Genomic DNA, 26,908 nt, shown 5'->3' on the forward strand with positions numbered 1-26,908 from the left:
TTGATGTTTATTTCAATACTATTTACTTTCAATAGAAGTTTCGTATTTTTTACTTAACTCCATGGATATTGCTGAACGTTCAAATTTAATTTTTCCTGCGCTTGTTTCTACAATTACAGTATTATCACTATCAATAATATCAACAATTTTACCGTGAATACCACTTGATGTTACTATTTTATTTCCTTTTGCTATAGAGCTTTGAAATTTCTTTTCGTTTTTTGCACGTTTCATTTGTGGTCTAATCATAAAAAAGTAGATAACCACAAACATTAATAAGAATGGTAACATACTAGCTAAAGATCCACCACTTGTTTGTAAAAAAATTGTTGTATACATTGTTTATTTATTTTTATTCTGTTTTTATTAACTTTTTGCTGTTACTGTTCCTGTTAAACGGATAGTTTCTTTTACTTTTTCAGCATTCGATGTAATTGTAATTGATTTGTGTTGTTTACCTACACGACCATTAGAGTTAAATGAGAATTTTATTTCACCTTTTTCTCCTGGTTTAATAGGATCTTTTGTCCAATCTGGTGTAGTACAACCACAAGAAGGCTGAACGGCAGTTATTACCAAATCAACTTTTCCTTTATTGGTTACATTAAAAACACCATCCACTATTTCACCTTCTACTATGGTTCCAAAATCATATTCCATGGTATCAAATTCCATAATAGGCGAACCTAAACTAATAATTTCATCTCTTTCTTTAGCAGATTCCAAATTAGCCGCATCTATTTTAGCAGTAGCGCTATCTTTACATGAAAGTAATGTTAAACAAATAATTACTGCACTTAAAATTGTTATTTTTTTCATACTATTAATGTTTTTGTAAATTTAAAAAATTATAATAATCCTCTACCTATTTTATTTAATCTTTTTGTGGTTGTAAAATCCTTTAATATTTTATCTAAAACTCCATTTATAAAAAAACTACTTTTATTCGTAGAGTAATCTTTAGATATTTCAATATATTCATTTATTGTTACTCTTGTTGGAATTGAAGGGAATTTTAAAAATTCGCAAATAGCCATTTTAATTAAAATCATATCAATTTCTGCAATTCTCTCGGCATCCCAATTCGGTGTTTTGTCAATGACATCTTTTTCTAATTCTGTATGATTTAAAACTACTTTTCTAAATAAATCTAACACAAATTGCTTGTCTTCCTCATCTTTATACAACTTACCTAATTTAAATACCCCATTTGGCTTTATCTGACTTAAAGATTTTACAATCCAAGTATTTACAAAAGGTATATCATCTACCCAACTTATATTTTTATCTTCAAAATACTCCGCTAACTTTTCATTAGGCGCAATAATTTCTTTAAAAATAGCATCAATAAAAATTAAATCTTCTTTAAAACTAGAACCTTCAGTTTTCATATAGGAAGCATAAATAGCGCTTTCTTTAATCAACTTCAAAATTTCATGAATATATTCAGAATCTAGTTTCCAATAATTTAAATTATGATCTACTAAATACTCATTTAATGAAACACTCTCATCTAAAAGCTTAAATACCTGATTGTCAATAAATTTTGTGTTTGGTTTTAATTCTTGCGGAGTTGCTAAAAACTTCTTTTTAGATATTTGCATATGGTTGCGTTCCATATCTTTAACTTCAACAAGTAAACATAAAATTAAAACGTATAAATCATACATTTTATCAATACTTGCATACAAAAATTTCTCTTCTTTGTTTAAGTTATCACTTTTAGATTGCAGCAACGCATAAACCGATTGCATTACTTTTACCCTAATATGTCTTCTGTTTATCATGTTAAAGAACTTTGACTATTTGTTTTTAGATGCGCAAAAATACTATATTTTTTTTGAAATGAAATTTTGAAACCGCTTTTTTATTGAAAGTTAAATCTATCTTAATTATTGTAGCAGTAAAATATTATTGCTGTATATTCGTGTTTTGAAAATTTTGATGTTTGGCAGCTACTTTTATGAAAGAATTAAAATACTTAAATAAATACTTTTTAAAATATAAATACAGACTTTTAGTTGGAATTGTAATCACGGTATTTTCCAATATTTTAGCATTACAAGTCCCGCAATTTATTAAAGAATCTTTAGATATTGCTGAAGATTATAGAAATGGAATTGTCACCGATTTATCACTTGTAAAAGCCGATTTGTTAAACAACATTTTATTAATTATTGGGGCAGCACTTTTATCTGGATTTTTTACTTTTTTAATGCGGCAAATGATTATTGTGACATCAAGACTAATTGAATTTGATTTGAAAAATGAAATTTATGCACAATACCAACGCCTTTCTTTAAACTTTTACAAGAAAAATAGAACAGGTGATTTAATGAACCGAATTAGTGAAGATGTAACCAAAGTGCGTATGTATTTTGGCCCAGCAATTATGTACTTTATGAATATGCTAGTACTTTTTATAGTTGCTATCCTTAAAATGTATGATATAGATCCGGTTCTAACAAAATACACACTTTTACCATTGCCAATATTATCGGTTTCAATTTATATTTTAAGCAGTATTATTCATAAAAGAAGCACCATTGTTCAGCAATTTTTATCAAAATTAACTGCCAATGCGCAAGAAATATTTTCAGGAATTAGCATTGTAAAATCTTATAGTATTGAAAACAAAGTAATTGAAGATTTCACTACATTAAGTGATGAAGCAAAAGATAAAAACATAGAATTTTATAAAGCGCAAGCATTATTTTTCCCATTAATGGTGCTGTTAATTGGTATTAGTAATGTTTTAGTAATTTACATTGGTGGTTTACGCTATATTGAAGGAACTATAACTCTAGGAGTTATTGCCGAATTTATAATGTACGTGAATATGTTAACGTGGCCAGTTGCAGTAGTTGGTTGGGTAACCTCTATTGTGCAAGAAGCCGAAGCATCACAAAAACGTATTAATGAGTTTTTAAAACATCAGCCAGAAATTGTTAATACAAATTTAAATTCTTCTGAAATTTTTGGAGCTATTGAATTTAAAAATGTTTCTTTCACGTATGATGACACCAATATAGTGGCTTTAAAAAATGTAAGCTTTAAAATACCACAAGGAGAAACATTGGCCATTTTAGGAAATACAGGTTCTGGAAAATCAACTATCATAAATTTAATTGCTCGCTTATATGATGTTGATAATGGCGAAATACTAATTGATAATAAAAATATTAAAGATTTAAATTTAGATAATTTGCGCCAAAACATTGGTTTTGTTCCACAAGAAGCCTTTTTATTTTCAGACACCATTAAAAATAATATAAAATTTGGTGATGAAAATGCTTCAGATGAAAAAATTGAAAAAGCAGCAAAAGATGCTTATATCCATCATAATATTATAGAATTCAATCAAGGATATAGCACTTTTATTGGTGAACGTGGCGTTACTTTATCGGGTGGACAAAAACAACGGATTTCAATTGCCAGAGCCATTATTAAAGAACCTAAAATTTTAATTTTTGACGATTGTTTATCTGCCGTTGATACTGAAACAGAAGAAATTATTTTAAATAATTTATATAAGGTAAGCAAAGGAAAAACCACTATAATTGTTAGTCATAGAATTTCATCAATTAAAAATGCCGACAAAATTTTAGTAATAGATAATGGTGCAATTATACAACAAGGCACACACAATGAGCTGGTTAATATAAAAGGCTACTATAAAGAGTTATTTGAGCAACAACTTTTAGAAAAAGAATTATAAAAAAGTTAAAATAACCCAAATATTTTTATAGATTTGTGAATGAATCTAAATAAATACGATTAATTAAATAGAAAGTTTATTATGAGTGAAAACGAACATTTAGAACAAGAAGAGATATTCTCACAGGTTCTGAGAGCGGGAAGAAGAACTTACTTTTTTGATGTAAGAGCTACAAAAGCAGAAGATTATTACTTAACTATTACAGAAAGTAAAAAATTTACACACGACGATGGATCATTCCATTACAAAAAACACAAAATTTATTTATATAAAGAAGATTTTGAAGAATTTAATGAGATGCTAAAAGCTGCAACTGATTATATTTTAGATGAAAAAGGTGAAGAAGTAATTTCTGAGCGTCATCAAAAAGATTTTAAAAGACCTTCAGATGATGAAAGCGATGATACTGTAAGCACTGAAAGTTTTACAGACGTAAATTTTGAAGATATTTAATAAGAATTCAAACAGCATAAAAAACCCAACTTAATAAGTTGGGTTTTTTTATGAGTAAAAAAGCTATTTAAATAAAATCAAAACCGGCATTCTGAACTTGATTCAGAATCTCATCATACTGATCTTCATAATTTTGAGAACCTGAAATGAATATTCACAATTTCTTTAATAAAAAATAATAAAGGAATGAGTAATCAAGTTCAAGTTGACGAAAACTATACTTTTTAGATAACCTCTCTTTTGTTATTTTTATACTTTAATTAGCAAGTACTTGTTGTACTTTATCTGCAGCTTCTTGAAATTCAGTAGCTGAAATTACATCCAATCCACTTTCGTCAATTAATTGTTTAGCTTCCACAGCATTGGTTCCTTGTAAACGCACAATAATTGGAACTTTAATAGCATCGCCCATATTTTTATATGCATCAATTACACCTTGCGCAACTCTGTCGCAACGTACAATTCCACCAAAAATATTTACTAAAATAGCTTTTACATTATCATCTTTTAGGATAATTCTAAAAGCAGTTTCAACACGTTTTGCATCTGCAGTTCCACCAACGTCTAAAAAGTTTGCAGGTTCACCTCCAGATTGTTTAATTAAATCCATAGTACTCATAGCTAAACCAGCACCATTTACCATACAACCAACATTTCCGTCTAAATCTACATAATTTAAACCTGCTGCGTGTGCTTCAACCTCAATATCATTTTCTTCACGTAAATCACGTAAAGCAGCTAAATTTTTATGACGGTATAATGCATTATCATCAATAACAACTTTAGAATCTACTGCTAGTATTTTATCATCTGAAGTTTTTAACACTGGGTTAATTTCAAATAATGATGCATCAGAATTTACAAATGCTGTATAAAGCGATGTTACAAACTTTATCATTTCTTTTAAAGCATTACCAGACAATCCTAAATTAAAAGCAATTTTACGCGCTTGAAATGCTTGAATACCTAACAATGGATCAATATCTTCTGTAAAAATTAAATGTGGTGTTTTTTCAGCAACTGCTTCAATATCCATACCTCCTTCTGTAGAATACATAATCATATTTCTACCTGTTCCTCTATTTAACAGCACAGACATATAATATTCTTCCGGTTCATTATCTCCTGGATAATAAACATCTTCTGCAATTAAAACCTGATGTACTTTTTTTCCTTGTGGAGGTGTTTGAGGTGTTTTTAACATCATTCCAATAATGCTTTCAGAAATAGATGCTACTTCTTCTAAACTTTTTGCTAGTTTAACTCCTCCTCCTTTTCCTCTTCCACCTGCGTGAATTTGAGCTTTAACTACCCACCAACCAGTTCCAGTTTCTGTAGCTAATTGCTTTGCTGCTTCAACCGCTTTTTTATGATTATCTGCAACAATTCCACGTTGAATTCTAACGCCAAAACTGTTTAACAATTCTTTTCCTTGATATTCGTGTAAATTCATTAGAAATTAGGTTTATTTTTAATAAGTATTCGCAAATGTAATAAATCAAAACTGAACTATTATACTGATTTTTCAAAAGTTTACAATTTTGCAAGCTTTTTCAATAATCTTGTAGCCTATAATTTCAAACGATTTCATTAAAAAATATAGGAATCAACAACTCTAACCTAAAACACTTATTTGTTCTAATTTTTTGAAGTCTAAAATTTCAATTTTTCGATCATTTACATTTAAAATTCCTTCTTTATTAAATTTAGACAAGGTATTAATTACACTTTCTTTAGAATACCCTAAGATTTCAGCCAATTCCTTTCTAACAACAGGTACCGTAAAATTTGGCGATTTATAAATTGCTGCAAAATCTAACAATAAAATAGATAAAGCTCCATCAATGTTTTTTTGAGAAAGTCTGGTCATACTATGAAAGAGTCCATTTGCAATACCAGACATGTGTTTAATTAACGCTAAGGAGAATGATCCATTGGTTTTTATAAATTTTTCAAACACATCAATTTCAATAAAACTAACTTTTGTGTTTTCCAGCGCAACAGCCGTAAAGTCGAAGTTTTTAAAAGCAAAACAACATATTAATCCAACAAAACTATGAGATTGAACCAAGCCTAAGGTTGATACTTTATGATCATTCAAAACCTCTAACTTTACCAATCCTTCTGTTACATATAATAAGTTAGTTATTACCGCTCCTCTTTTAATTATTATTTCACCTGCATTAAATTCTAAATCTGTTTTATGTTGTACCAAAAGTTCTTTTTCTTCTTCTGATAACATATTTAAACATTCTTTTGCATTTAAAAAATTACATTCTAATGGTGGTTTTTCTTTTAAAAAATCAGGCATCTTTTTTCATTTACATTCTTAGCAATGTAAAATTACATCATATATCATAAATAAATACATAAAACCTCATAAAATTTACTGACCACAAATTCAAGGCAAGAGCCCTATTTCATTGTAATTTTACAGTACTATTTATAAGTATTTTTAATTCAAAAAAAAATGAAAAAATTAGCCTTAAAATCAGCACTATTAATACCTACTTTTATATTTTCCACTTTTTTAATTATGACAATTGTAGGCTGTACATCTTGTCTATTTGGACTTGATCACAACTATTTTAGTTGTGCATATTGCAATATATTTAAAGTAATTACCCTAATATCCATTGTAGCGTACTTAACCATTTTATATTTAGATATAAAATTGGTATATAAAAATTCATTTAAAAAATAAATGAAGTTATGTAAGGTAGTTTTTCAAATATTAAATAACTTTTAAAATGAAAAATTTAATTTTAAAAATAGCAATTTTAACTCCTCTAATACCAATAGCACTCTTTATTATAGGCATTTTTATACTTTCTTATGTTGAGTATGTAATTATGATTTTTAAATTGTATTCACAAGTTTTATAAAATACTTAATTTTATAAATTACAATTAGCTATTATTTTACAAAATTGTAGGTTAATAATTTACAATAAATGTTTTTATTAACATTTATTTAAGATGAATTCAGTGATATGTTAAATATTTTAGCACTCTGTATTCATACCAAAATCTACAATGAAGAAATTCATCATCCTTTTTTATATACTTTTTCAAGTAAACGCTAGTGCTCAAATAAATGTAAACCCAAAATCTATAAATGCTTTAAGAATTTCATCCCAGCCAACCATAGATGGTGTTTTAGATGAAACTTTCTGGAAAAATGCAGATACTGCTAAAGATTTTATAATGTTTAGGCCAGGAATTGGAACTATTGAACCCAGCGGTAAAAAAACCGAAGTAAAAGTAATTTATGATGATGAAGCAATTTATTTTGGCGCATTATTATATGATGATGACATAAAAAATATTCCTTTAGAATCTGCAACTAGAGATAATTTTGCCCAAACAGATTGGTTTGGAATTATGCTAAACCCTTTAAATGACGGGCAAAACGATACTGAATTTTTTATTCAAGCTACAGGAAATCAAGGAGATGCAAAAGCATCTATTAACGATGAAGATTTTTCTTGGAGCGCCGTTTGGGAAAGCGCTGTTAAAATTGACCACGAAAAATGGGTTATTGAAGTAAAAATACCTTATTCAGCTTTGCGTTTTTCAAATCAAAATGTTCAAACTTGGGGATTAAATTTTCACCGAAGAATGCAAAGCACTAAAGAGCAATATACTTGGAATCCAATAGATAAAACAAAAGGAAACATTCAACAATATGCAGGTATTTTAAATGGTATTGAAAATATATCTCCTCCTATCCGATTAAGTTTTTTCCCGTACACATCCTCATCATATTCTATGTATAACGGTGAAAATAGTTTTGATACAAATTTTGGTATGGATGTAAAATATGGAATCAGTGAAAGTTTTACATTAGATGCTACATTAATTCCTGATTTTGGCCAAACCGCATTTGATGATGTTACGTTAAACTTAGGACCTTTTGAACAACAATATTCTGAAAAAAGAGCCTTTTTTACAGAAGGAACAGAATTATTTAGTAAAGGTAATTTGTTTTATTCCAGAAGAGTTGGAAACAGGCCTTCCACCCAAATTGATGAAACTGATTTAGGTTCTAGTGAGGAAATTTTAGAAGAACCGGCTGACGTGAAAATGCTAAATGCCTTAAAAATTTCTGGGCGTACTAAAGGAGGTTTAGGAGTTGGCTTTTTTAATGCCATAACAGAGAAAGCTGAGGCTAAAATAAAAAATAATGACACTGAAGAAATAAGAAAAGTTGTGCTTGAACCATTTGCTAATTACAATGTATTAGTTATTGATCAACAATTCAATAAAAATTCATCCGTGAGTTTTGTAAATACAAGTGTTATGAGAGAAGGATCTTATAGAGATGCGAATGTTTCTGCATTACTTTTTGATTTAACCAACAAAGCAGATAAATTTAAAATTGAAGGTGGCGGTGGAATGAGCTATTTAAATGAATTTGATGAAACTACCAAAGGTTTTTTTACAGATATTGCAATAAGAAAAATTAGCGGAAACTGGCAATATGGTCTTGAACATCATTTACAAGATGATAAATTCAATAAAAATGATTTAGGCTTCCAGCGAAGAAATAATTTTAGCAATTTTGAGTCTTACCTTAGCTATCAAACATTTGAACCAACAGAAAAATTTGACAGTTATAATATGTCATTTTGGGTAGATGTAGATTATTTATACAAACCAAATACCTATACAAGTAATGAAATAGGAATGCGTTACGTTTTTCAAACTAGAAAATCTAAACTTGCATTTGGTGGAATGGCAGAAACTTCTATTGGTAACCAATTTGATTATTATGAACCAAGAGTTGCGGGTAGATTTTATAAGAAACCAGGAAGAATAGCAGGAAATCAATGGATTTCTACAGATTACAGAAAGAAATTTGCCTTTGATGCCAACTTTTTTATAGCATCTAGATTTAACGATGATAATTATTATATTGAAACTAGTTTCTCTCCACGCTATAGAGTAAACGACAGACTTTCTTTTATTTACAACTTAAATTTTTCAACAGACACTAACGACAAAGGTTTTGTAGATCTTTTAGATGATGATTCCATTATTTTTGGAAAAAGAGATTCAAAGTCATTTACCAATGCCATTTCTGGGAAATATAATTTTAGCACAAAATCTTCTTTAAACCTTACATTTCGTCATTATTGGTCGCCTGTTGAATATGATAATCAATACTATTTGTTAAATAATGAAGGATTACTTATTAAAAACCCGTATTCAGCAAATCATGACATCAACTACAATATTTGGAATTTTGATTTAAGCTACTCTTGGGAGTTTGCGCCTGGAAGCCAACTAATTGCCTTGTATAGAAATTCAATTTTCAACGAAGATCAATTGGCTGATTTAAATTTCAAAGAAAATTTAGACAACTTATTTGATGAATCTATGTTTCATAATTTCTCCTTGCGCTTAGTATATTATATTGATTATAATAAAGCTAAAAATTGGTTGTAATAAAATATAAATTGTATTTTCACCTTTTATTTTAAAGCATGATTGAAGCAAAGGAAATCCATAAATTTTATGGTGAATTAGAGGTTTTAAAAGGTGTTAAATTAACCATTAAAAAAGGTGAAGTAGTTGCTATAGTTGGCCCATCTGGAGCTGGCAAAACAACGCTTTTGCAAATCTTAGGAACATTAGATCAGCCAACCAAAGTTAAAAACGCCGAATTAAGCATAAACAACACCAATTTATTAGAATTAAAAGACAAAACATTGTCTAAATTCAGAAATAAACATATTGGTTTTATTTTTCAATTCCACCAATTATTACCAGAATTTACAGCTTTAGAAAATGTTTGTATTCCAGCATATATTGCTAATATTTCTAAAAAGGAAGCTGAAATAAAAGCCATTGAATTACTTACTTTTTTAGGCCTTTCAGACAGAGTGCATCACAAACCAAATGAACTTTCTGGTGGTGAGCAACAACGCGTGGCTGTTGCAAGGGCTTTAATTAATAATCCTGACGTTATTTTTGCTGATGAACCGAGTGGAAATCTTGACTCTGCATCCGCTAAAAATTTGCACGAACTCTTCTTTACTTTGCGCGATAAATTTAATCAAACCTTTGTGATTGTAACGCACAATCAAGAGTTAGCAAATATGGCCGACCGCAAATTAGAAATGAAAGACGGTAAAATAATTAACTAAAAACATAAAAATGGTTGCAATTATTAGTGCAATGCAAGAAGAAATTCAAGCATTACTGCATAAATTACAAAACGTTTCTACCATAGAAAAAGGAATGCGAACGTATTATACCGGAACGCTTTTTAACAAAAAAGTAGTGTTGGTATTTTCGCGCTGGGGAAAAGTTGCTTCCGCAGCAACCACAACACAACTTATTAACGATTTTGATTTAGAAGAAATTATTTTTACAGGTGTTGCTGGTGCCATTCACCCTAATTTAAATATTGGTGATGTAGTTGTTGGTAAAAACCTATTTCAACACGATTTAAATGCAAGTCCGTTTTATAAAAGATTTGAAATTCCAATTATTAAAAAATTGTTTTTAGAAACAAAAAATCCAACAAAATTAATAGAAGCTACTTCAACATTTTTAGAAAATTACAACAAGTATATTTTAATAGAAGACGCTAAATTATTTGAAATAACAGCACCAAAATTAGTATTGGGAGATATTGCCAGTGGCGATCAATTTATATCAAGCATAAAAAAAATAGCCAAGTTAAATAAACAAATTCCTTCTGCCATTTGTGTGGAAATGGAAGGCGCTGCTGTAGCGCAAATTTGCTATGAATACGCTATGCCTTTTTCCATTATTAGAATTATTTCCGATAAGGCCAATGATAATGCAACCATCGATTTTTCAAAATTTTCAAACTCAATTGCCAGCAATTATGCTTTAGGAATTTTAGAAAACTATTTTGCATAAGTTAAAATTGAATTTTATATCTTTGAAAAATCCTTTTAAAAAATGCAGTTTAAACATCCTGAAATTTTATATGCATTAGCACTACTTATCATCCCGATATTAGTCCATTTATTTCAGCTACAACGTTTCGAAAAAATACCATTTACAAACGTTCATTTTTTAAAAAATATCATTCAACAAACTCGCAAAAGTTCTAAGCTCAAAAAGTTCCTAATTTTACTTACCAGAATGGCAGCTTTTACTTGCTTAATTTTTGCTTTTGCACAGCCTTATTTTTCGGATAATTCATTACAACAAAATTTCAGTACAACTATTTTTTTAGATAATTCTTTTAGTATGCAGGCTAAAGGAGAAAGTGGAGAATTATTAAAAACTTTAGCACAACAAATTATTGAAAATACCAATTCAAAAAACAGTAAATTCTCCTTAATAACCAATGACCACGAATTTATAAATATTGACGAGAAAACGCTAAAAAACGAGTTAATAAGTTGTGAATATTCTACAAATAGATTAGATTTAAATACCATTTTATTAAAGTTAAATAGTTTAAATTCAAAATTAACTAACACTTTAAATAAAAACATCATATTATCTGATTTTCAATTTTTTAAAACGGATGACAAACTCAATTTTACAAATGTAAACAGCGCTGTAAACTTAGTAAAAGCAGTACCAAAAAAATTTACAAACATTTTTATTGATAGCATTTATACTTCTAATGAAAACACCTCTGAAATTGTACTTTCAATTGTTGTGAAAAGTACTAAAAATAGTGAACGCTCCTACCCAATTTCTTTATTGAATGGTTCAAAATTAATTGGTAAATCAACAGCTAAATTTAACAATTCTAATAGTACAATTGTTCAGTTTACTATACCAAATACGTCAAATTTTAAGGGTACAATTTTGTTAGTTAATGATGATTTAGAGTTTGATAACTCTTTCTATTTCACTATTTCAAAACCGGAAAAAATCAATGTATTTTGCATTGGTGAAAACGCTCCTTTTTTAAATAAAATTTATACTAAAAATGAGTTTAATTTCACTTCAAATCAGCTTCAAAATTTAAACTATAATATATTAAAATCGCAACATTTAATTATCATAAATGAGCTTGAAAATATTCCTATAGAATTGTCTAAATCGCTGAATGAATTTTCAAAAAATGGAGGAACTATTGTTGTAATTCCTTCAAATAATTCAAACATAAATTCATACAATAGTTTTTTTAATGAATTTAATATTGGGAAAATTTCAACCAAAATTGAAGAAGATCATAAAGTTACTTCTATTGTTTACGAGCATCCTTTATTAAAAAACGTTTTTGAAAACAAAGTGACAAACTTTCAATATCCAAACACATCTACCTATTACAAATCGCAATTTAAAAACCATGCTCCTATTTTAAAATTAGATAGTAACGAGCCTTTTATTACTTCAATTAACGGCTCTTTATATTGGATTGCTTCACCGTTGAATAAAGAAACTTCTAACTTTACACAATCTTCTTTAATAGTTCCTATATTTTATAATTTCGCTAAAAATAGTTTAAGAAGTGCTGAGCTGTATTACACTATTCAAACAGAAAATACAATTGAAATACTTACAACTATTGAGAAAGATAATGTCCTTAAAATTGCATCAGAAACATCCGAATTTATTCCGCTTCAAGAAATTTCACAAAATAAAGTTACTTTAAAAATGGATTCGGCTAATTTAAAAAGTGGATTTTACACTGTTAAAACAAACACAAATACTATAAAAACAATTGCTTTTAATTACAATAGAGAAGAAAGTAATTTAAATTATTTAGAGCTAGAACCTTTGATTAAAAATGCTGAAAACGTTTCAATTTCATCAAACCTTGACAATTTTTTTGATGAAATTTATAATGATCAGAAAATCAATTGGCTTTTTAAATGGTTTTTAGCTTTTTCTGTGCTATTTTTGTTAATTGAAATGCTGTTATTAAAATATTTCAAAATATGAATATACTCATAAAATCTGCTATCATTTTTGACTCATCTAGTCCTTTTCATCAACAAAAAAATGATATTTTAATTGAAAAAGGAACCATTACTAAAATTGCTAAATCCATCAACAACCCGAACAATTATCAAGAAATTAAACTTGATAATTTACATGTTTCTCAAGGTTGGTTTGACTCTAGCGTTTGTTTTGGAGAACCAGGATTAGAAGAAAGAGAAACCATTGCAAACGGTTTATTTACTGCTGCCAAAAGTGGTTTTACTGCTGTTGCCGTGAACCCGAATACAAATCCGGTAGCCGATAATAAATCTACCATAGAATTTATTAAGCATAAAGCTAGTGGTTTTGCAAGCAAATTATTTCCTATTGGAAATTTTACCAAAGGAGCTCAAAGTGCTGATCTGGCGGAATTATATGATATGCAAAACTCTGGAGCTATAGCTTTTGGAGATTATAACAAATCTATTTGCAATGCTAATTTGTTAAAAATAGGATTGCAATATGCTCAAAATTTTGATGGATTAATTTTAAGTTTTCCACAAGATAATTCAATTGCAACGGAAGGTTTAGTAAATGAAGAAGTTAACAGTACTAAATTAGGATTAAAAGGAATTCCTGGTTTGGCTGAAGAACTTCAAATTGCGCGCGATTTATTTATTTTAGAATATACCGGAGGAAAATTACATATTCCAACAATTTCAACAGAAAAAGCTGTAAAATTAATTAAAGACGCTAAAAAGAAAGGCTTAAATGTAACGTGCAGCGTTGCAGTACATCATTTAGTTTTAACAGATGATGAATTAAAAAGCTTCAATTCAAACACAAAAGTATTACCTCCTTTAAGAACACCAAAAGACACCAAAGCACTTATAAAAGCATTAAAAGAAGGTGTCATTGATATGGTTACAAGTGATCATAATCCCATTGATATTGAGCATAAAAAGGTGGAATATTACAATGCTAAATTTGGAACTATTGGGTTAGAAAGTTTATTTGGAGCATTAAACAGCGTACTAGATTTAGATACACTTATTAATAGCTTAACAACGAAGTCAAAAACTATTTTTAAGATAGAAACTACCACTATAGCAGAAGGACAAAAAGCAGATTTAACCTTATTCAATCCAGCCTTTGAATATGAATTTAAAGAATCTGATATTTTATCAACTTCTAAAAATTCACTTTTTATTGATAAAAAAATGAATGGAAAAGTGTACGGAATTATTGCAAACAACAATGTTGTTTTATAACATTAAAAACTTAAACATGGATAATTATACTATAAAAGAAGGAAAAACAATTGCTATTATTAGTTACATTACTTGGATAGGTACATTAATTGCCTTTTTTATGCATAATGAAAAAAGAAATCCGTTTGCAGCTTTCCATATTCGTCAATCAATAGGAATTTCTTTGTTTTCAATGGTAAATAGTGTATTTTTAATACGTTATATTGGTGTTTGGACTGCTGGACTTATAGGATTTGGTTTGTTGGTTTTATTGATTATAGGCTTAGTAGGTGCTATACAAGGTGAAGAAAAGAAAATACCATTATTTGGCGATATTTTTCAAGATTGGTTTAAAGGAATTGCATAAAACTATATTAAAACTTACTTTTGAAGTCGTGCCAAACAGCACGGCTTTTATTTTACATTTATGAAACAATTATCATTACAATACATTTCTAGAGAGCCTAATGCTATTTCAGAAAAAACATCGCTTTTAATACTTTTACATGGCTATGGAAGCAATGAAGAAGACTTATTTTCATTTGCAACAGAACTACCAGAAGATTTAATAATTATTAGTGCAAGAGCACCACAAACATTAGGGTTTGGTGGCTACGCTTGGTATACAATTAATTTCACCAGCTCGGCAGAAAAGTTTTCGGATATTCCAGAAGCAATTGCTTCAAGAGATTTAATTGCTAAATTTATTACTGAAATTCAAGAACATTACAATATTTCGCCAAATAAAACCTTTCTATTAGGATTTAGTCAAGGAACAATTTTAAGTTATGCAGTAGCTTTAAATTACCCTGAAAAAGTTCAAAAAGTTATTGCATTAAGCGGTTATATAAATCCAGATTTGTTACCTAAAGACTTAGATGCTTCTAACTACACTAATTTAGATTTCTTTATATCACACGGAAACGTAGATCAGGTAATTCCTGTTGATTGGGCAAATAAAGCGCCACAATTTTTAAATGAATTACATATAAAAAATTGTTATCAGGAATACCCTGTAGGACATGGTGTTGCACCAAAAAACTTCTTCGATTTTAAAAAATGGATTGAAGAAAGAATGTAACTATTTATTAAATAATTAAAAAAAACGAGCACTTAAATACAACAAATTAAGTGCTCGTTTTTTTTAATCTAACACATGCTTTTCTAACGAAAAACAAACAAATTCACCTTCAAAAACCAAAGTATCTTTTTTATTGAATACAGAAACAGAAACAACCGATTTTACATTGCTTATTTTTTCTTTAAAAATGGCCGTTGCAGTTAAAATATCTCCAACAATTGTAGGCTTCACAAATTTCACTTCTGCCTTACCTAAAACAACATTTGGCTCATTAATTAAAACCATTGCTGCATAATCCGCCAATCCAAAAGTAAAACCACCATGCGAAAGCCCGAATGTATCTACAATCATTTCTTCTGTTATGGTTAATTGCACCACAGCTTTACTTTCTTCAATAGAAATAACGTTTCCTACTAACTTTTTTGAAGTTTTTAAATGTGTATTTTGAGAAGTTGTCTTCATATTTCTTTATTTATTAGCAAAAATAAGTTGTTTTTATTTTAGAAACATTCTAATTAAGTATTTACAATTCAACTTAAACAATAAAGCAAAATTAAAATAGTAGGAATCAAAATGTTGTGAAGATAATTTGAATTTCAATTTAATTTCAAAATTTAAAAGGATTATTTTTTTAAACAATTTATAGCTTCTATAATTCTACATTTGATATTTTTTAATAAATTGTAACCTTTAAATAAAACATATGGTAATTTTAGGAATAGACGTTGGAGGAACAGGAATTAAAGGCGCATTAGTTAATACAGTAACTGGTGAACTTATTTCAAAAAGGAGAAGAATAGCAACACCTCAACCTGCAACACCAGAAGCTGTTGCGGAAACTATTCAAAAAATAATTCACCATTTTAAGTGGAAAGGACCTGTTGGTTGTGGATTTCCAACACCACTAAAAAATGGTAAATGTATAACTGCTGGCAATTTGCATAAAGATTGGAAAAATTTAAAGGTTGATGATTTTTTTAAAAATAAAACGGGTAATAGTTTTTCTGTATTAAATGATGCTGATGCAGCAGGACTTGCAGAAATTACCTTTGGAGCAGGAAAAGATGTGAAAGGAACGGTTATCATGATCACTTTAGGAACCGGAATTGGTTCTGCCTTATTTTTAGATGGAAAATTAATACCAAATACTGAATTTGGTCATGTACTTCATAAAAGTGGATGTATTTTTGAAAAATATGCTGCAGATTCTGTGCGAATTGAAGAAAATTTAAGTAGAAAACAATGGGGAAAACGCTTACACAAATACTTTAAACATATTAACTTATTATTATCTCCAGATTTGATTATTATTGGCGGTGGTTCTAGTAAAAAGTTTAGCAAATTTGAAGCCCAAATAAATATAGATACTAAAATTATTCCTGCAAAATCGGAAAACGAAGCTGGTATTATTGGTGCTGCTTTGGCTGCTATATAGGAAAGAATATTTAAACTTGAAAAAAGGAGAATTACTATAATTAATGCTGAACGTCTTCGTAACCCCAATTATCTAAACTTCTTAAAATATGTTCTAGAGATTTTCCTCTAGCGCTTAAATTGTACTCAACTTTAGGAGGAACTACAGGATAAACTTTTCTAAAAATAAGTCCATCTTTCTCTAATTCTCTCACTGTTTGTGTAAACATTTTATTAGAAATTCCATGGATTTTCTTTTGTAATATTCCTGAACGCATAGCGCCATCTAATAAATGAAATAAAATGAGAGGTTTCCATTTAGTTCCAATTAAATTCATGGTATAATTTAATGGACAATCAATTTTTTTATTCAAAATAAAAATTTTAAGTAACTGATAATAAATATTTTACTCTTTTAAGTCCCTATAGTACTTTTTAGTAAGTTAATGTTATAAAGGCAAATATAACTTAATTTTGCAATCAAAATATATAAAATATGAAAACTACTAATAATTATCCAAAATCTTTTTCACATATTGGACTTACAGTTCCAAATATTAAAGAAGCTGTAAAGTTCTATTCTGAAGTAATGGGATGGTATGTAATTATGGAACCTTCAACTGTAAAAAAAGAACGAGATACCGCAATTGGATTGATGTGTATTGATGTATTTGGTGAAGATTGGGAAGAATTTGAAATTGCTCATCTTTCAACTTCTGATGGTATTGGAATTGAATTATTTTCATTTCCAAATGGTGTAAAAAAAGCTCCGGAATTTAATCCTTTCAATACAGGTTTATTTCACTTTTGCATTCAAGACCCCAATATTGAAGATTTAGTTGCTAAAATTGTATCTTACGGAGGAAAACAAAGAATGCCAATTAGAGAATATTATCCAAAAGATAAGCCTTATAAAATGTGTTATGTTGAAGATCCATTTGGAATTGTATTTGAAGTTTACACACATAGCTATGAACTTACCTATTCTTCAGGTGCTTACTCAAAATAAAAATTTAAACTAAAAAGCTCATTTTAAATGGGCTTTTTAATTTCTTATTAGATAAATCCTTTCGCTTTAAATTCTAGGTATTTATTAATCACATTCACCGTTAAATGTTGTGGTTTTGTAAGTATGCCATAAATGCCTTTGCTTTCTAATTCTTTTACAATCAAGCGTTTTTCGTAGGCAAATTTTTCGGCTATGGTTTTATGATAAATGGTTTGTAAATCTTCCGCATCTTCATTAATTAAACTATCAAGCTCTGTATTTTCAAAAAATACAACTACCAATAAATGGAATTTAGAAATAGCTTGTAAAAAGGGCAATTGTCTTTTTAATGCAGAAATATGTTCAAAATTTGTATATAAAATTAATAAGCTTCTTTGTGTTACTTTTCGTTTTATAAGCGCATATAAATAACCAAAATCAGAATCGGTATATTGTGTATTTATATTGTACAGCGCTTCATTAATAGTGTTTAAATGCGTTTTTTTATTACTTGCAGCAACTATAGTATCAACTTTTTTTGCGAAAGTTAACAAACCTGCTTTGTCGTTTTTCTTAAGTGCAATATTTGAAAAAGCCAAGGTTGAATTAATAGCATAATCTAATAATTTAAGTTCTTCAAAAGGCATTTTCATAACTCTACCTAAATCTATAATAGAATAAATTGGTTGCGACTTTTCATCTTGGTACTGATTCACCATTAACTGATTTCGTTTTGCAGTTGCTTTCCAGTTAATAGTTCTCACATCATCACCGGCAATGTAATTTTTAATTTGTTCAAACTCTAGCGTATGTCCAATTCTTCTAATTTTCTTCAACCCGAATTCCGTTAACCGATTGCTCATGGCTAAAAATTCGTATTTTTTCATTTGAATGTAGGAAGGATACACTGCAACCATTTCATTTTCCTGAAATTTAAAGCGTCTGGCAACAATTCTTAAAGGTGTTGATACAAATACATTTAAGTTTCCAAAATGATATTCTCCGCGTTCAACAGGTTTTACTGAATATTCAAAATTATAATTTTCAGTACTTTTTAATTGAATAACTTTTTCAAAATCTCTTTTTTGAAATTGCACTGGCAATTCATCAATTAATTTTGCTTCAATAGTAAATTTATAATTATTTTTTACGGTGATTGGAATTGGATTTTCATCGGAATTGGAGAACTTTTCAGTTAAAATTCTTCTAGCAGAAACTCCTTTTTTTGCATTAAAAAGCATATAAATATCACCAAAAAATAACACCGCTAAAATGGTCACTAAAAACCAAGCAGCACTGTACAAAATTGGAATCCAAAAGGAGATCAAAAATGTGGCAGCTATTATGCTTATATAAACAAAAAAGCGTTGGTGAATGTATAAGTTTCTAATTATATTCATAATTAACGTGGCACTTCCACAGATTGCACAATCATTTCTATTACTTTATCTGCTGTCATCCCTTCCATTTCACGTTCTGGCGTTAAAATAATTCTATGACGCAACACTGGTGAAATTACTTTTTTAATATCTTCAGGAATTACAAAATCGCGTCCATTAATAGCCGCATATGCTTTTGATGAATTTAAAACGGCAATACTTGCTCTTGGTGAACCTCCTAAATATAAATGAGGATGATTTCTTGTTTTGGTAATAATTTGTGCGATGTAAGTCATTAATTTTTCATCAACTAAAATATCGAAAATTTTGTTTTTATACTCTAATAAATCAGCTTCAGACAGTAATGGTGAAATTAATGTTTGTGGCAACACTCCTTTTCTATCATGATGCGTTTTTAAAATTAAAATTTCTTCTTCTAAATTTGGATATCCAACATCTATTTTAAACAAAAATCGATCAAGTTGTGCTTCTGGTAAAGCATATGTTCCCTCCTGTTCAATTGGATTTTGTGTTGCCAACACCATAAAAGGTGGCTTCATTTTAAACGTATGTCCATCAATAGAAATCTGGCGTTCTTCCATTACTTCAAATAAGGCGGCTTGTGTTTTTGCCGGAGCTCTGTTAATTTCATCAATTAACACTAAGTTGGAAAAAATAGGACCATTTCTAAATTCAAATTCAGAAGTTTTCATATTTAAAATAGAAGTTCCCAAGACATCGCTCGGCATTAAATCTGGCGTAAATTGAATTCTACTAAAACCCGTATCAATAGTTTTTGAAAGTAATTTTGCCGTAATGGTTTTTGCAACACCTGGAACACCTTCAATTAATACGTGGCCATCTGCTAATAACGCAACAATTAGCAAGTCCATAAAATGTTCTTGACCCACTATTATTTTACCTAATTCAGCTTTAATTTGAATGACAGCATCTTTTAGTTTTTCTAAATCAACTCTATTATTAAAATTCAAATCGTTATTTTCTTCCATATTGAATTGTGTTTTTAAATTTTTCAATCATTTTATTTAATTTGATGAGTTCATCCATAGAAATTTGATTCTTTAAATGAATTTCATCACAAAATTTGAAGAGTTCTTCTACTTCTTCAAAATTATTTCCACTTCGTAAAGCAACATATTTATAAAAAGTTTCATCAATAGTTGTAGTTGGAATGTGTAGTTTAGTTCTTATAAACTCTAGTAAATAACTTATTTTAAATTCCGATAAATTTTTATGATCTTGATGCTCAAAATACATATTGGCAATAGTGCGAGTAAATGCCAATGTTTGGTTTTTTAAGGGTGTAAGCACTGGAATACTACGTTGCTTTCTTTTTCCTTCAAAAATTACAAAAAACAACACACCAATTAACGCCATATAATACGCCCATTTTAAATATTTTGAACTCAACAAATAATGCATTGGCGATGAAACTCCGCTTTTCCCAGTTTTATAATACGAATCCCATAATAGTGGTTTATTTGGATTTAAATACGACAACACATTTGCAGTATGCTGCTCATATTCTGGCTTTAAAATGTTATAATTTGTAAAAACTTCTGGAAATGTATGGAAATAAAAATGCCCTTTTCCATAATTAAATTTTACAAAATTAACACCTTCTTCTGTACGTTCATTTGTTGCGTTTACATAACCTGTAATACCTAAAACTGTAGTGTTTAAAGTATCTATTTTAGTAAAAACCTGATTTGTAAAAGCTCTGTCAAACGTAAATTCTTTTCCTTTAAAAGCTTTATTATAAAACTTAAAAAACACTTTTTCATCCAAATTATTACTTACCAAACGCTTGGTTTTAAATTTAAGCGTATCAATTTGAATTCCGTGCGTTGAGATAAAAACATCATTTCCTCTTTTTACAAATTGCATTAATCTATGAAACTCTGCATCTCCAAAGTTTAACGTTTCGTCTGCAAAAAAGTAAGTTCCGGTTCTTGTGGAATCTTCTAAATAAATATACGGTGAAATTTTAATTTCTTCAATAGGAGCTCCAGGCAAAAAAGTTTTTAACTCATTTCTTAAAACATACGTTCCAAGAGGAATTTTATGACTTTCTAAATAACTAGGAAACCAATTAATTGGTTGTTTTTTAGTGCTTTCAAGATATAAATATCCTAAAATTAGTACTAAAAAAACCGCAACATATATTTTAAGTGATTTATCCAACTATTTTTTATTCAATTGTTTAATTATACTTTCAAAATCTGATGAAACTTTACCAAATTCAAATTCATTAATATCAAAACTTCCATACCAAATAAAATCATACAACTTCGTTAATTTTTTAAACGTTGTTTTTAAATTGGCTTCATGAATTTCTGAAGAGTAATCTTCGTTTGTTTTTTGTAACTCCCAAACAATTAATTCTTTTTCTTCTAATTGCTTTAATAATTGCAAATAATAATAACGCACTGCTAATCGGTAATTTTTATTTTCAATAGCTTGTAAAATTAACTTAGAGAGATCTTTATTTTTAATCAATTCCTCTTCTTCTGTAATTGTTACTACAGATTTATTGGTAGCGTTGGAAATAATAGCATTTGAATTTACTCTTAAAAAGAATTTAAACAATAAAAATAATACCAATCCTGCAACAATATATGGTAGCGCCATTAATATTGTTTTAAAAATTCCCTGCGCATTTTTAGCTCCAAAAATCCATTCTAAAAAGCGCACTATTTGCCTACCAAACCAATTTAAAATCCGATCAAACATAGTAGGTTCTTTCACTTCTATGTTTTCTGTATAATCAAAATCTTTATCAGCTTTATAGGAATCTAACTTACTTTTATCGAATTTTTTTTGAGTTAATAGTTCCTGATCTTTTTGTACAGTAAGTGAATCTGATTGTGCAAAAACAGCCAATGAGATAAGTAAAAACCATAAAAAAAGAATTATTTTTTTCATAAAATTAAAAGCTTGAATCGCTTCCTATGCTATCAATTTTCTCAAAAGTTCCAGTTTGATTTTTTTGTTCATTTAAATCGTAATACACAAAAACTGTTGAAATTAATGGAATTGAATACAATACAAATTGAAAAACATACGATAAGATATTCAATGCCAAATAAATAGGATCTTTAAAAATTGAAAATACAGCTGTAGGATCTTCACTGCCAACCATGGTTCCCATTTTTATCATTTGATAAATAAATGCTGGTATTGAAAACGCTTGCCCTAAAATTACCAACAACATCCAAACAACAATTAGCACTCCAAAAGTATTCCACCATTCTCCTTTAATAAGTGTAAACGCATGTGAAAAAGTATCCCCAATACTTTTTTCTTCAAAAACCATAATTGAAGTTGCCAAAGATAAAACCGTTCCTAAGTAAATACCCGGAATGTAACAAAAAACCATTCCAACAATAGTAACTAGTGTAATTAAAAAGCCTAAACCAATAAATTTCCATATATTTTGTAAAATATTGGTTTTAATTTCAGAAAAAACTGCTTTACCATTATTAGTTATATACGATTTAATAAAGTATAAAGAAGCCATTGATAGTAATGTGTACAACAAAATATACACAAAAATTAATCCGAATACCCATGAAAATAACGTACCTAAAAATGTTCCTGGATTATTTTGAATTCCACCTATATCTGTAAACAAATCGGACATTGAAAACATATAAAAAACCAACACGGTAAGTGCAACCAATAATACGGGTCCAACAATTTTTAAAACTGTTAAAAAATACTCTTTCCAGTTTTCTCTAATAAATTTAAAAGTGTCTGTAATAATCGCACCTAAATCGCGCTCTTTTTTAAATTCAATAAAATTTTTAATTTCCATCTACAATTTGATTTTTTGATAATTTAATTGGGTATATAACATAATAGTACACAATAGCACTAAATGAAGTTAGTATGATAAAAAGTGCCAACCAATCTGGCATTTCGGTATGTCTAGTTACAAAACCTTCTAAAAAACCTGCTACAATAAAAAACGGAATGGTACTTACCATAATTTTCATTCCAGCCTTAAAACTTCTTTTAAAAGATTCTAACCTTGTAAATGTTGCGGGAAATAATAAGCCATTTCCCAAAACCAAGCCTGCACAACCAGCAATAATAATTACCGAAATCTCTATAGTTCCATGAATCCAAATAGTTCTTGAAGATTCCCAAAGCAATCCTTTATCGTAAAAAAAGTATAGAAATGAACCTAACATTATACCATTTTGTAGCATTACATACAGGGTTCCTACGGAAAGAAATATTCCAAAAACAAAAGCTGTCATAGCAACCTTAATATTGTTTAATGTAATTGCTATAAACATACTTGTTTCATCCATTTTTTTGTAAACCGCCATAGGATCGCCTTTTTCAATATTTTCAAGCGTAGTATTTACATAACTATCACTTAAAATTAAACGAACAAAATCACCATCTGTAGCTGCAGAATATGCTCCAATTATTCCAAAAAATACAAATGTTGAGAATGCAATGAGCAATTGTTTATGATATTTTACAAATTCTAAAGGGAATTCTGTTTTAAAAAAGGTAACTAATCTGTTTTTACTTTCCTTCTTAGTTTTGTAGATGCTTTGGTGCGCTCTAGAGGCAATTGAATTCAAATACAACGCGGTATTACTCTGAGGATAAAAGGTTTTAGCATAACTTAAATCATCTGTAATTTCAATGTATAAGTCCGATAATTTATTGGGGGAAACCTGTTCTTTTTTGTCGAGAACATTTTCAAACAATAACCACTTCTTTTTATTTGCTTTTACAAAGGATGCTTCGCGCATTTTTATTATTTTTGTCGTTTCAATATAACAATTTACATTATTGAAGATTCAAGTTAACGAAAGTAGATAATCAAATTGTATCAGCCAAAAAGTTCAACAATAAATAATGGATAATTTTCACATTGAAACTGCCCAAAATGTAACAATTCAACAAAATGTAGCCAATTTAAGTACACGTATTGGTGCTTTTTTTATTGATGCCTTTATTATAGGTGGTTATTACCTACTTATTTACTTAATTTTAGACAGTTTAAATTTAAATTCAGGAGGCGATTTATATTTAATTTATGGTTTATTAAGTTTACCCGTAGTTTTTTATAGTTTACTATTTGAAACCTTAATGAACGGACAAAGTCCTGGTAAATATTTAAATAAAATTAGAGTCACAAAATTAGACGGATCCAAACCAACATTTTCAAATTTTTTAATTAGATGGATGCTTAGAGTGGTTGATATATCCATGGCTTCTGGCTCTGTAGCTTTGTTAACCATTTTATTAAATGGAAAAGGTCAACGTTTAGGTGATTTGGCTGCTGGAACAACTGTTATTTCAGAAAAAAAGATTTTTTCTATTAATGATACTATTGTAGTTGAAATTCCAGAAGAATATACTCCTACATTTCCACAGGTTACTGTACTTACAGATAAAGATATTCAAACTATTAAAGAGTTGTACTTAAAAGCGAGACGAAAAGGAAATCACAAAATTATTGTAAAAATTCATCAAAAAATTGTGGATTTAACAGGTATTCAAACTGAAATGAAACCTATTGATTTTGTGGATATTGTGATTAAAGACTACAACTATTTTACCCAACAAATGTAATGACGCTTTTTAACGTATTAGATATTTTAGGAATTATTTCCTTCGCAATTTCCGGATCATTAGTTGCAATGCGCAAAAGATTAGATCCTTTTGGAGTTTTTATCATTGCATTTGCAACATCCGTTGGTGGAGGAACCTTACGTGATGTTTTAATTGGAGCGCAACCCGTATTTTGGATGAAAAATACCGACATCATATTTATAATTATGGGCTCGTATTTTTTTGCAGTTTTCTTCAGAAAAAAATTGAAGTATTTAAATAAATCTTTATTTTTATTTGATACTATTGGGCTTGGGTTATACACTATTATGGGAACAGAAATTGGATTAAAACATGGTTTTCATCCAGTTATAGTAATTTCAATTGCTACCATGTCGGCTTCATTTGGAGGGGTTATTAGAGATATTTTGTGTAATGAAGTTCCTGTAATTTTTAGAAAAGAAATTTATGCAACCGCCAGTGTTTTTGGGTCTATTACATACCTTGCTTTACATAATTTAGAGTTTAACGAAAACATTATTTATATTGCAACTTCTGCAATTGTAATATCTATTAGATTAATTGCTGTGTTATTTCATTTATCACTTCCAACATTTTACGCAAAAAAATAAATGGATTTTACGTATTTTAAAAATAATTTAAATCGCATAAATTCCTTTGAACTTGGAGGAACAGATGCACAATTTAAATTAGCCCCTAAAATAAGAACTAAATTTACCGAAGAAATTATTCATTCTAAAAATCCAAAAAAAGCGGCGGTATTGGTATTATTTTACCCTGACAGCAATAATAAAACCACTTTCTTATTAACACAAAGAGCAGATTATAATGGCACGCATGCTTCACAAATAAGTTTTCCCGGCGGAAAATATGAATCAAAAGATTTTTCATTAGAAAATACCGCATTACGTGAAACACATGAAGAAGTTGGTGTACTTATGCAGCACGTTTCAATTTTTAAACAAATGACAGATGTGTATATTCCACCAAGTAATTTTATTGTAACCCCATTTTTAAGCACCATTAATTTTAAACCTAATTTTATAAAAAATCACGAAGTAGCAGAGCTTATTCATGTTTCTATGGCAGATTTTTTAAATGAAAATAACGTTTCCTCCCAAGTTTTATCAACCTCCTATGCAAAAAACATAAATGTACCTTGCTTTAAATTAAACAATTATGTAGTTTGGGGAGCCACTGCAATGATGTTAAGCGAAATGAAAGAATTAATTAAAAAATTGTAAACATTTTTTTTACTAAATTTGTTTTAACCAAATCCAACTAAATGCCAATTTTTAAAACAAATCCGTTTGGGCACATCCTATTTATAAAAAGGTGGCTTATTCGTATTTTCGGTGTAGTTTCTCACGGAAGATATCGTCGTTTCAATAAACTTGAAATTGAAGGTTCTGAAGTTATTAGACAATTGCCCGAAACAAACGTACTTTTCATTTCCAATCACCAAACCTATTTTGCAGATGTTGCAGCCATGTTTCATGTATTTAATGCAGCATTAAAAGGGAGAGAAAATAGTATTAAAAATATAGGATACATTTGGAACCCAAAATTAAACATTTACTATATAGCAGCTTCAGAAACCATGAAGGCAGGCTTATTACCTAAGATATTTGCATATGTTGGATCTATATCTATTGAACGCACATGGAGAAGTCAAGGAAAAGATGTAAATAGGCAAGTAAAAATGTCTGACATTAGTAATATTAAAAAAGCTTTAAGTGATGGTTGGGTAATTACATTTCCGCAAGGAACCACTACACCTTTTAAACCTATTAGAAGAGGAACTGCACATATTATTAAAACATATAAACCTGTAGTTGTACCTATTGTAATAGACGGATTTAGAAGAGCTTATGACAAAAAGGGGTTAATGATTAAGAAAAGAAATGTATTACAATCAATGGTTATTAAACCTCCTATGGAAATTGATTATGAAAATGAAACTATTGAACAAATTATTGAAAGAATTCAATTTGAAATAGAACAACATCCTTCACATTTAAAAGTAATTTCTCCGGAAGAGTTTAAAAAACAAGAGGATGAATTAAATAAACAACGAAAATTTTGGAGTTAAAAACAAAAAAAGGGAAGTTAAACTTCCCTTTTTTGTTTTATTAAA

At 28.8% G+C, this 26,908-nt stretch carries 28 protein-coding genes; 15 read left to right on the forward strand and 13 right to left on the reverse strand.

Annotation, left to right across the window (positions count from 1 at the left end; all coding sequences use genetic code 11):
* Window positions 1-18 precede the first annotated feature (18 nt).
* From yajC to nusB, 3 genes are read right to left on the reverse strand one after another with little or no spacing between them, the layout of a single operon-like run.
* Complete coding sequence (gene yajC / locus JEY78_RS07400) at window positions 19-339, reverse strand: preprotein translocase subunit YajC (RefSeq protein WP_291848910.1); 321 nt, start codon at window positions 337-339, stop codon at window positions 19-21.
* A gap of 27 nt (window positions 340-366) precedes the next feature.
* A complete protein-coding gene (locus tag JEY78_RS07405) occupies window positions 367-819 on the reverse strand; it encodes a DUF1573 domain-containing protein (protein ID WP_291848913.1) in 453 nt (150 codons plus the stop codon).
* 29 nt (window positions 820-848) lie between these two features.
* Window positions 849-1,787, reverse strand: a complete 939-nt coding sequence (gene nusB, locus JEY78_RS07410; RefSeq protein WP_291848916.1) for a transcription antitermination factor NusB — start codon at window positions 1,785-1,787, stop codon at window positions 849-851.
* Window positions 1,788-1,963: 176 nt separating this feature from the next.
* Between nusB and JEY78_RS07415 the strand changes: the two genes are divergently transcribed.
* Window positions 1,964-3,718 (forward strand): ABC transporter ATP-binding protein, encoded by a 1,755-nt coding sequence (locus JEY78_RS07415; protein WP_291849237.1) that lies wholly within the window; start codon window positions 1,964-1,966, stop codon window positions 3,716-3,718.
* Between the two features lie 81 nt (window positions 3,719-3,799).
* Window positions 3,800-4,171 (forward strand): PUR family DNA/RNA-binding protein, encoded by a 372-nt coding sequence (locus JEY78_RS07420; protein ID WP_291848919.1) that lies wholly within the window; start codon window positions 3,800-3,802, stop codon window positions 4,169-4,171.
* A gap of 256 nt (window positions 4,172-4,427) precedes the next feature.
* Here the strand turns inward: JEY78_RS07420 and sucC are convergent, their stop codons facing one another.
* Both sucC and JEY78_RS07430 read right to left on the reverse strand, forming a co-directional pair.
* On the reverse strand, window positions 4,428-5,624 hold the full coding sequence (sucC, locus tag JEY78_RS07425; protein WP_291848921.1) for an ADP-forming succinate--CoA ligase subunit beta: 1,197 nt from the start codon (window positions 5,622-5,624) through the stop codon (window positions 4,428-4,430).
* A gap of 162 nt (window positions 5,625-5,786) precedes the next feature.
* Complete coding sequence (locus JEY78_RS07430; protein WP_291848924.1) at window positions 5,787-6,482, reverse strand: Crp/Fnr family transcriptional regulator; 696 nt, start codon at window positions 6,480-6,482, stop codon at window positions 5,787-5,789.
* A gap of 724 nt (window positions 6,483-7,206) precedes the next feature.
* On the opposite strand from JEY78_RS07430, the gene JEY78_RS07435 reads away from it, so the two are divergent.
* From JEY78_RS07435 to JEY78_RS07465, 7 genes are read left to right on the forward strand one after another with little or no spacing between them, the layout of a single operon-like run.
* Window positions 7,207-9,621: a DUF5916 domain-containing protein gene (locus JEY78_RS07435; RefSeq protein WP_291848927.1), complete on the forward strand. Its 2,415-nt coding sequence runs from the start codon at window positions 7,207-7,209 to the stop codon at window positions 9,619-9,621.
* Between the two features lie 38 nt (window positions 9,622-9,659).
* Window positions 9,660-10,322 (forward strand): ABC transporter ATP-binding protein, encoded by a 663-nt coding sequence (locus JEY78_RS07440; protein ID WP_291848929.1) that lies wholly within the window; start codon window positions 9,660-9,662, stop codon window positions 10,320-10,322.
* Window positions 10,323-10,332: 10 nt separating this feature from the next.
* A complete protein-coding gene (locus JEY78_RS07445; RefSeq protein ID WP_291848932.1) occupies window positions 10,333-11,067 on the forward strand; it encodes a 5'-methylthioadenosine/adenosylhomocysteine nucleosidase in 735 nt (244 codons plus the stop codon).
* 42 nt (window positions 11,068-11,109) lie between these two features.
* Window positions 11,110-13,059: a BatA domain-containing protein gene (locus JEY78_RS07450; protein ID WP_291848935.1), complete on the forward strand. Its 1,950-nt coding sequence runs from the start codon at window positions 11,110-11,112 to the stop codon at window positions 13,057-13,059.
* On the forward strand, window positions 13,056-14,309 hold the full coding sequence (locus JEY78_RS07455) for a dihydroorotase family protein (RefSeq protein ID WP_291848938.1): 1,254 nt from the start codon (window positions 13,056-13,058) through the stop codon (window positions 14,307-14,309). The genes JEY78_RS07450 and JEY78_RS07455 overlap by 4 nt, the downstream gene beginning before the upstream one ends.
* 16 nt (window positions 14,310-14,325) lie before the next feature.
* Window positions 14,326-14,655 carry a hypothetical protein gene (locus JEY78_RS07460; RefSeq protein ID WP_291848942.1) on the forward strand — a complete coding sequence of 110 codons (330 nt, stop codon included), beginning with the start codon at window positions 14,326-14,328 and terminating at the stop codon, window positions 14,653-14,655.
* A gap of 60 nt (window positions 14,656-14,715) precedes the next feature.
* A complete protein-coding gene (locus JEY78_RS07465; protein WP_291848944.1) occupies window positions 14,716-15,369 on the forward strand; it encodes an alpha/beta fold hydrolase in 654 nt (217 codons plus the stop codon).
* Window positions 15,370-15,432: 63 nt separating this feature from the next.
* Here the strand turns inward: JEY78_RS07465 and JEY78_RS07470 are convergent, their stop codons facing one another.
* Complete coding sequence (locus tag JEY78_RS07470; protein ID WP_291848947.1) at window positions 15,433-15,831, reverse strand: hotdog domain-containing protein; 399 nt, start codon at window positions 15,829-15,831, stop codon at window positions 15,433-15,435.
* Between the two features lie 241 nt (window positions 15,832-16,072).
* Between JEY78_RS07470 and ppgK the strand changes: the two genes are divergently transcribed.
* Window positions 16,073-16,804, forward strand: coding sequence for a polyphosphate--glucose phosphotransferase (gene ppgK, locus JEY78_RS07475; protein ID WP_291848950.1), 732 nt, complete (start codon window positions 16,073-16,075; stop codon window positions 16,802-16,804).
* A 40-nt stretch (window positions 16,805-16,844) separates the two neighbouring features.
* Here ppgK and JEY78_RS07480 read toward each other — a convergent pair whose 3' ends face one another.
* The gene (locus tag JEY78_RS07480) at window positions 16,845-17,156 is read right to left on the reverse strand and encodes a helix-turn-helix domain-containing protein (RefSeq protein ID WP_291848952.1); all 312 of its coding nucleotides are present in this window, start codon (window positions 17,154-17,156) and stop codon (window positions 16,845-16,847) included.
* Window positions 17,157-17,278: 122 nt separating this feature from the next.
* Here JEY78_RS07480 and JEY78_RS07485 point away from each other — a divergent pair, with 122 nt between their 5' ends.
* The gene (locus JEY78_RS07485) at window positions 17,279-17,791 is read left to right on the forward strand and encodes a VOC family protein (protein ID WP_291848955.1); all 513 of its coding nucleotides are present in this window, start codon (window positions 17,279-17,281) and stop codon (window positions 17,789-17,791) included.
* A 47-nt stretch (window positions 17,792-17,838) separates the two neighbouring features.
* On the opposite strand, the gene JEY78_RS07490 is transcribed toward JEY78_RS07485, so the two are convergent.
* From JEY78_RS07490 to JEY78_RS07515, 6 genes are read right to left on the reverse strand one after another with little or no spacing between them, the layout of a single operon-like run.
* Window positions 17,839-19,170 carry a DUF58 domain-containing protein gene (locus tag JEY78_RS07490; protein ID WP_291848958.1) on the reverse strand — a complete coding sequence of 444 codons (1,332 nt, stop codon included), beginning with the start codon at window positions 19,168-19,170 and terminating at the stop codon, window positions 17,839-17,841.
* Between the two features lie 2 nt (window positions 19,171-19,172).
* Window positions 19,173-20,159 carry a MoxR family ATPase gene (locus JEY78_RS07495; protein WP_291848961.1) on the reverse strand — a complete coding sequence of 329 codons (987 nt, stop codon included), beginning with the start codon at window positions 20,157-20,159 and terminating at the stop codon, window positions 19,173-19,175.
* Window positions 20,146-21,354 (reverse strand): DUF4350 domain-containing protein, encoded by a 1,209-nt coding sequence (locus JEY78_RS07500; protein WP_291848964.1) that lies wholly within the window; start codon window positions 21,352-21,354, stop codon window positions 20,146-20,148. Before JEY78_RS07500 ends, JEY78_RS07495 begins: the two co-directional genes overlap by 14 nt.
* Window positions 21,355-22,095 (reverse strand): DUF4129 domain-containing protein, encoded by a 741-nt coding sequence (locus JEY78_RS07505; RefSeq protein WP_291848966.1) that lies wholly within the window; start codon window positions 22,093-22,095, stop codon window positions 21,355-21,357.
* A gap of 4 nt (window positions 22,096-22,099) precedes the next feature.
* On the reverse strand, window positions 22,100-22,987 hold the full coding sequence (locus tag JEY78_RS07510) for a hypothetical protein (protein WP_291848969.1): 888 nt from the start codon (window positions 22,985-22,987) through the stop codon (window positions 22,100-22,102).
* Window positions 22,977-23,945, reverse strand: a complete 969-nt coding sequence (locus tag JEY78_RS07515) for a stage II sporulation protein M (RefSeq protein WP_291848972.1) — start codon at window positions 23,943-23,945, stop codon at window positions 22,977-22,979. The genes JEY78_RS07510 and JEY78_RS07515 overlap by 11 nt, the downstream gene beginning before the upstream one ends.
* Window positions 23,946-24,051: 106 nt before the next feature.
* On the opposite strand from JEY78_RS07515, the gene JEY78_RS07520 reads away from it, so the two are divergent.
* From JEY78_RS07520 to JEY78_RS07535, 4 genes are read left to right on the forward strand one after another with little or no spacing between them, the layout of a single operon-like run.
* Window positions 24,052-24,771 (forward strand): RDD family protein, encoded by a 720-nt coding sequence (locus JEY78_RS07520; protein WP_291848975.1) that lies wholly within the window; start codon window positions 24,052-24,054, stop codon window positions 24,769-24,771.
* Window positions 24,771-25,382 carry a trimeric intracellular cation channel family protein gene (locus JEY78_RS07525; RefSeq protein WP_291848977.1) on the forward strand — a complete coding sequence of 204 codons (612 nt, stop codon included), beginning with the start codon at window positions 24,771-24,773 and terminating at the stop codon, window positions 25,380-25,382. The genes JEY78_RS07520 and JEY78_RS07525 overlap by 1 nt, the downstream gene beginning before the upstream one ends.
* Complete coding sequence (locus tag JEY78_RS07530) at window positions 25,383-26,015, forward strand: CoA pyrophosphatase (RefSeq protein WP_291848980.1); 633 nt, start codon at window positions 25,383-25,385, stop codon at window positions 26,013-26,015.
* A gap of 41 nt (window positions 26,016-26,056) precedes the next feature.
* Window positions 26,057-26,863: a 1-acyl-sn-glycerol-3-phosphate acyltransferase gene (locus JEY78_RS07535; RefSeq protein WP_291848982.1), complete on the forward strand. Its 807-nt coding sequence runs from the start codon at window positions 26,057-26,059 to the stop codon at window positions 26,861-26,863.
* The last annotated feature ends 45 nt before the right edge of the window (window positions 26,864-26,908 follow it).

The organism is Lutibacter sp. (assembly GCF_016342705.1).
GTDB lineage: Bacteria > Bacteroidota > Bacteroidia > Flavobacteriales > Flavobacteriaceae > Lutibacter.

Bases quoted from the DNA above. Each gene is read 5' to 3' on its own strand.
- JEY78_RS07515 (WP_291848972.1), bottom strand. From the start codon at position 23,945: ATGCGCGAAGCATCCTTTGTAAAAGCAAATAAAAAGAAGTGGTTATTG.
- JEY78_RS07435 (WP_291848927.1), top strand. From the start codon at position 7,207: ATGAAGAAATTCATCATCCTTTTTTATATACTTTTTCAAGTAAACGCT.
- JEY78_RS07470 (WP_291848947.1), bottom strand. From the start codon at position 15,831: ATGAAGACAACTTCTCAAAATACACATTTAAAAACTTCAAAAAAGTTA.
- JEY78_RS07530 (WP_291848980.1), top strand. From the start codon at position 25,383: ATGGATTTTACGTATTTTAAAAATAATTTAAATCGCATAAATTCCTTT.
- JEY78_RS07485 (WP_291848955.1), top strand. From the start codon at position 17,279: ATGAAAACTACTAATAATTATCCAAAATCTTTTTCACATATTGGACTT.
- JEY78_RS07510 (WP_291848969.1), bottom strand. From the start codon at position 22,987: ATGGAAATTAAAAATTTTATTGAATTTAAAAAAGAGCGCGATTTAGGT.
- JEY78_RS07520 (WP_291848975.1), top strand. From the start codon at position 24,052: ATGGATAATTTTCACATTGAAACTGCCCAAAATGTAACAATTCAACAA.
- ppgK (WP_291848950.1), top strand. From the start codon at position 16,073: ATGGTAATTTTAGGAATAGACGTTGGAGGAACAGGAATTAAAGGCGCA.
- JEY78_RS07420 (WP_291848919.1), top strand. From the start codon at position 3,800: ATGAGTGAAAACGAACATTTAGAACAAGAAGAGATATTCTCACAGGTT.
- yajC (WP_291848910.1), bottom strand. From the start codon at position 339: ATGTATACAACAATTTTTTTACAAACAAGTGGTGGATCTTTAGCTAGT.
- JEY78_RS07490 (WP_291848958.1), bottom strand. From the start codon at position 19,170: ATGAATATAATTAGAAACTTATACATTCACCAACGCTTTTTTGTTTAT.
- JEY78_RS07535 (WP_291848982.1), top strand. From the start codon at position 26,057: ATGCCAATTTTTAAAACAAATCCGTTTGGGCACATCCTATTTATAAAA.
- JEY78_RS07455 (WP_291848938.1), top strand. From the start codon at position 13,056: ATGAATATACTCATAAAATCTGCTATCATTTTTGACTCATCTAGTCCT.
- JEY78_RS07505 (WP_291848966.1), bottom strand. From the start codon at position 22,095: ATGAAAAAAATAATTCTTTTTTTATGGTTTTTACTTATCTCATTGGCT.
- JEY78_RS07445 (WP_291848932.1), top strand. From the start codon at position 10,333: ATGGTTGCAATTATTAGTGCAATGCAAGAAGAAATTCAAGCATTACTG.
- nusB (WP_291848916.1), bottom strand. From the start codon at position 1,787: ATGATAAACAGAAGACATATTAGGGTAAAAGTAATGCAATCGGTTTAT.
- JEY78_RS07430 (WP_291848924.1), bottom strand. From the start codon at position 6,482: ATGCCTGATTTTTTAAAAGAAAAACCACCATTAGAATGTAATTTTTTA.
- JEY78_RS07440 (WP_291848929.1), top strand. From the start codon at position 9,660: ATGATTGAAGCAAAGGAAATCCATAAATTTTATGGTGAATTAGAGGTT.
- JEY78_RS07495 (WP_291848961.1), bottom strand. From the start codon at position 20,159: ATGGAAGAAAATAACGATTTGAATTTTAATAATAGAGTTGATTTAGAA.
- sucC (WP_291848921.1), bottom strand. From the start codon at position 5,624: ATGAATTTACACGAATATCAAGGAAAAGAATTGTTAAACAGTTTTGGC.
- JEY78_RS07525 (WP_291848977.1), top strand. From the start codon at position 24,771: ATGACGCTTTTTAACGTATTAGATATTTTAGGAATTATTTCCTTCGCA.
- JEY78_RS07405 (WP_291848913.1), bottom strand. From the start codon at position 819: ATGAAAAAAATAACAATTTTAAGTGCAGTAATTATTTGTTTAACATTA.
- JEY78_RS07415 (WP_291849237.1), top strand. From the start codon at position 1,964: ATGAAAGAATTAAAATACTTAAATAAATACTTTTTAAAATATAAATAC.
- JEY78_RS07465 (WP_291848944.1), top strand. From the start codon at position 14,716: ATGAAACAATTATCATTACAATACATTTCTAGAGAGCCTAATGCTATT.
- JEY78_RS07450 (WP_291848935.1), top strand. From the start codon at position 11,110: ATGCAGTTTAAACATCCTGAAATTTTATATGCATTAGCACTACTTATC.
- JEY78_RS07460 (WP_291848942.1), top strand. From the start codon at position 14,326: ATGGATAATTATACTATAAAAGAAGGAAAAACAATTGCTATTATTAGT.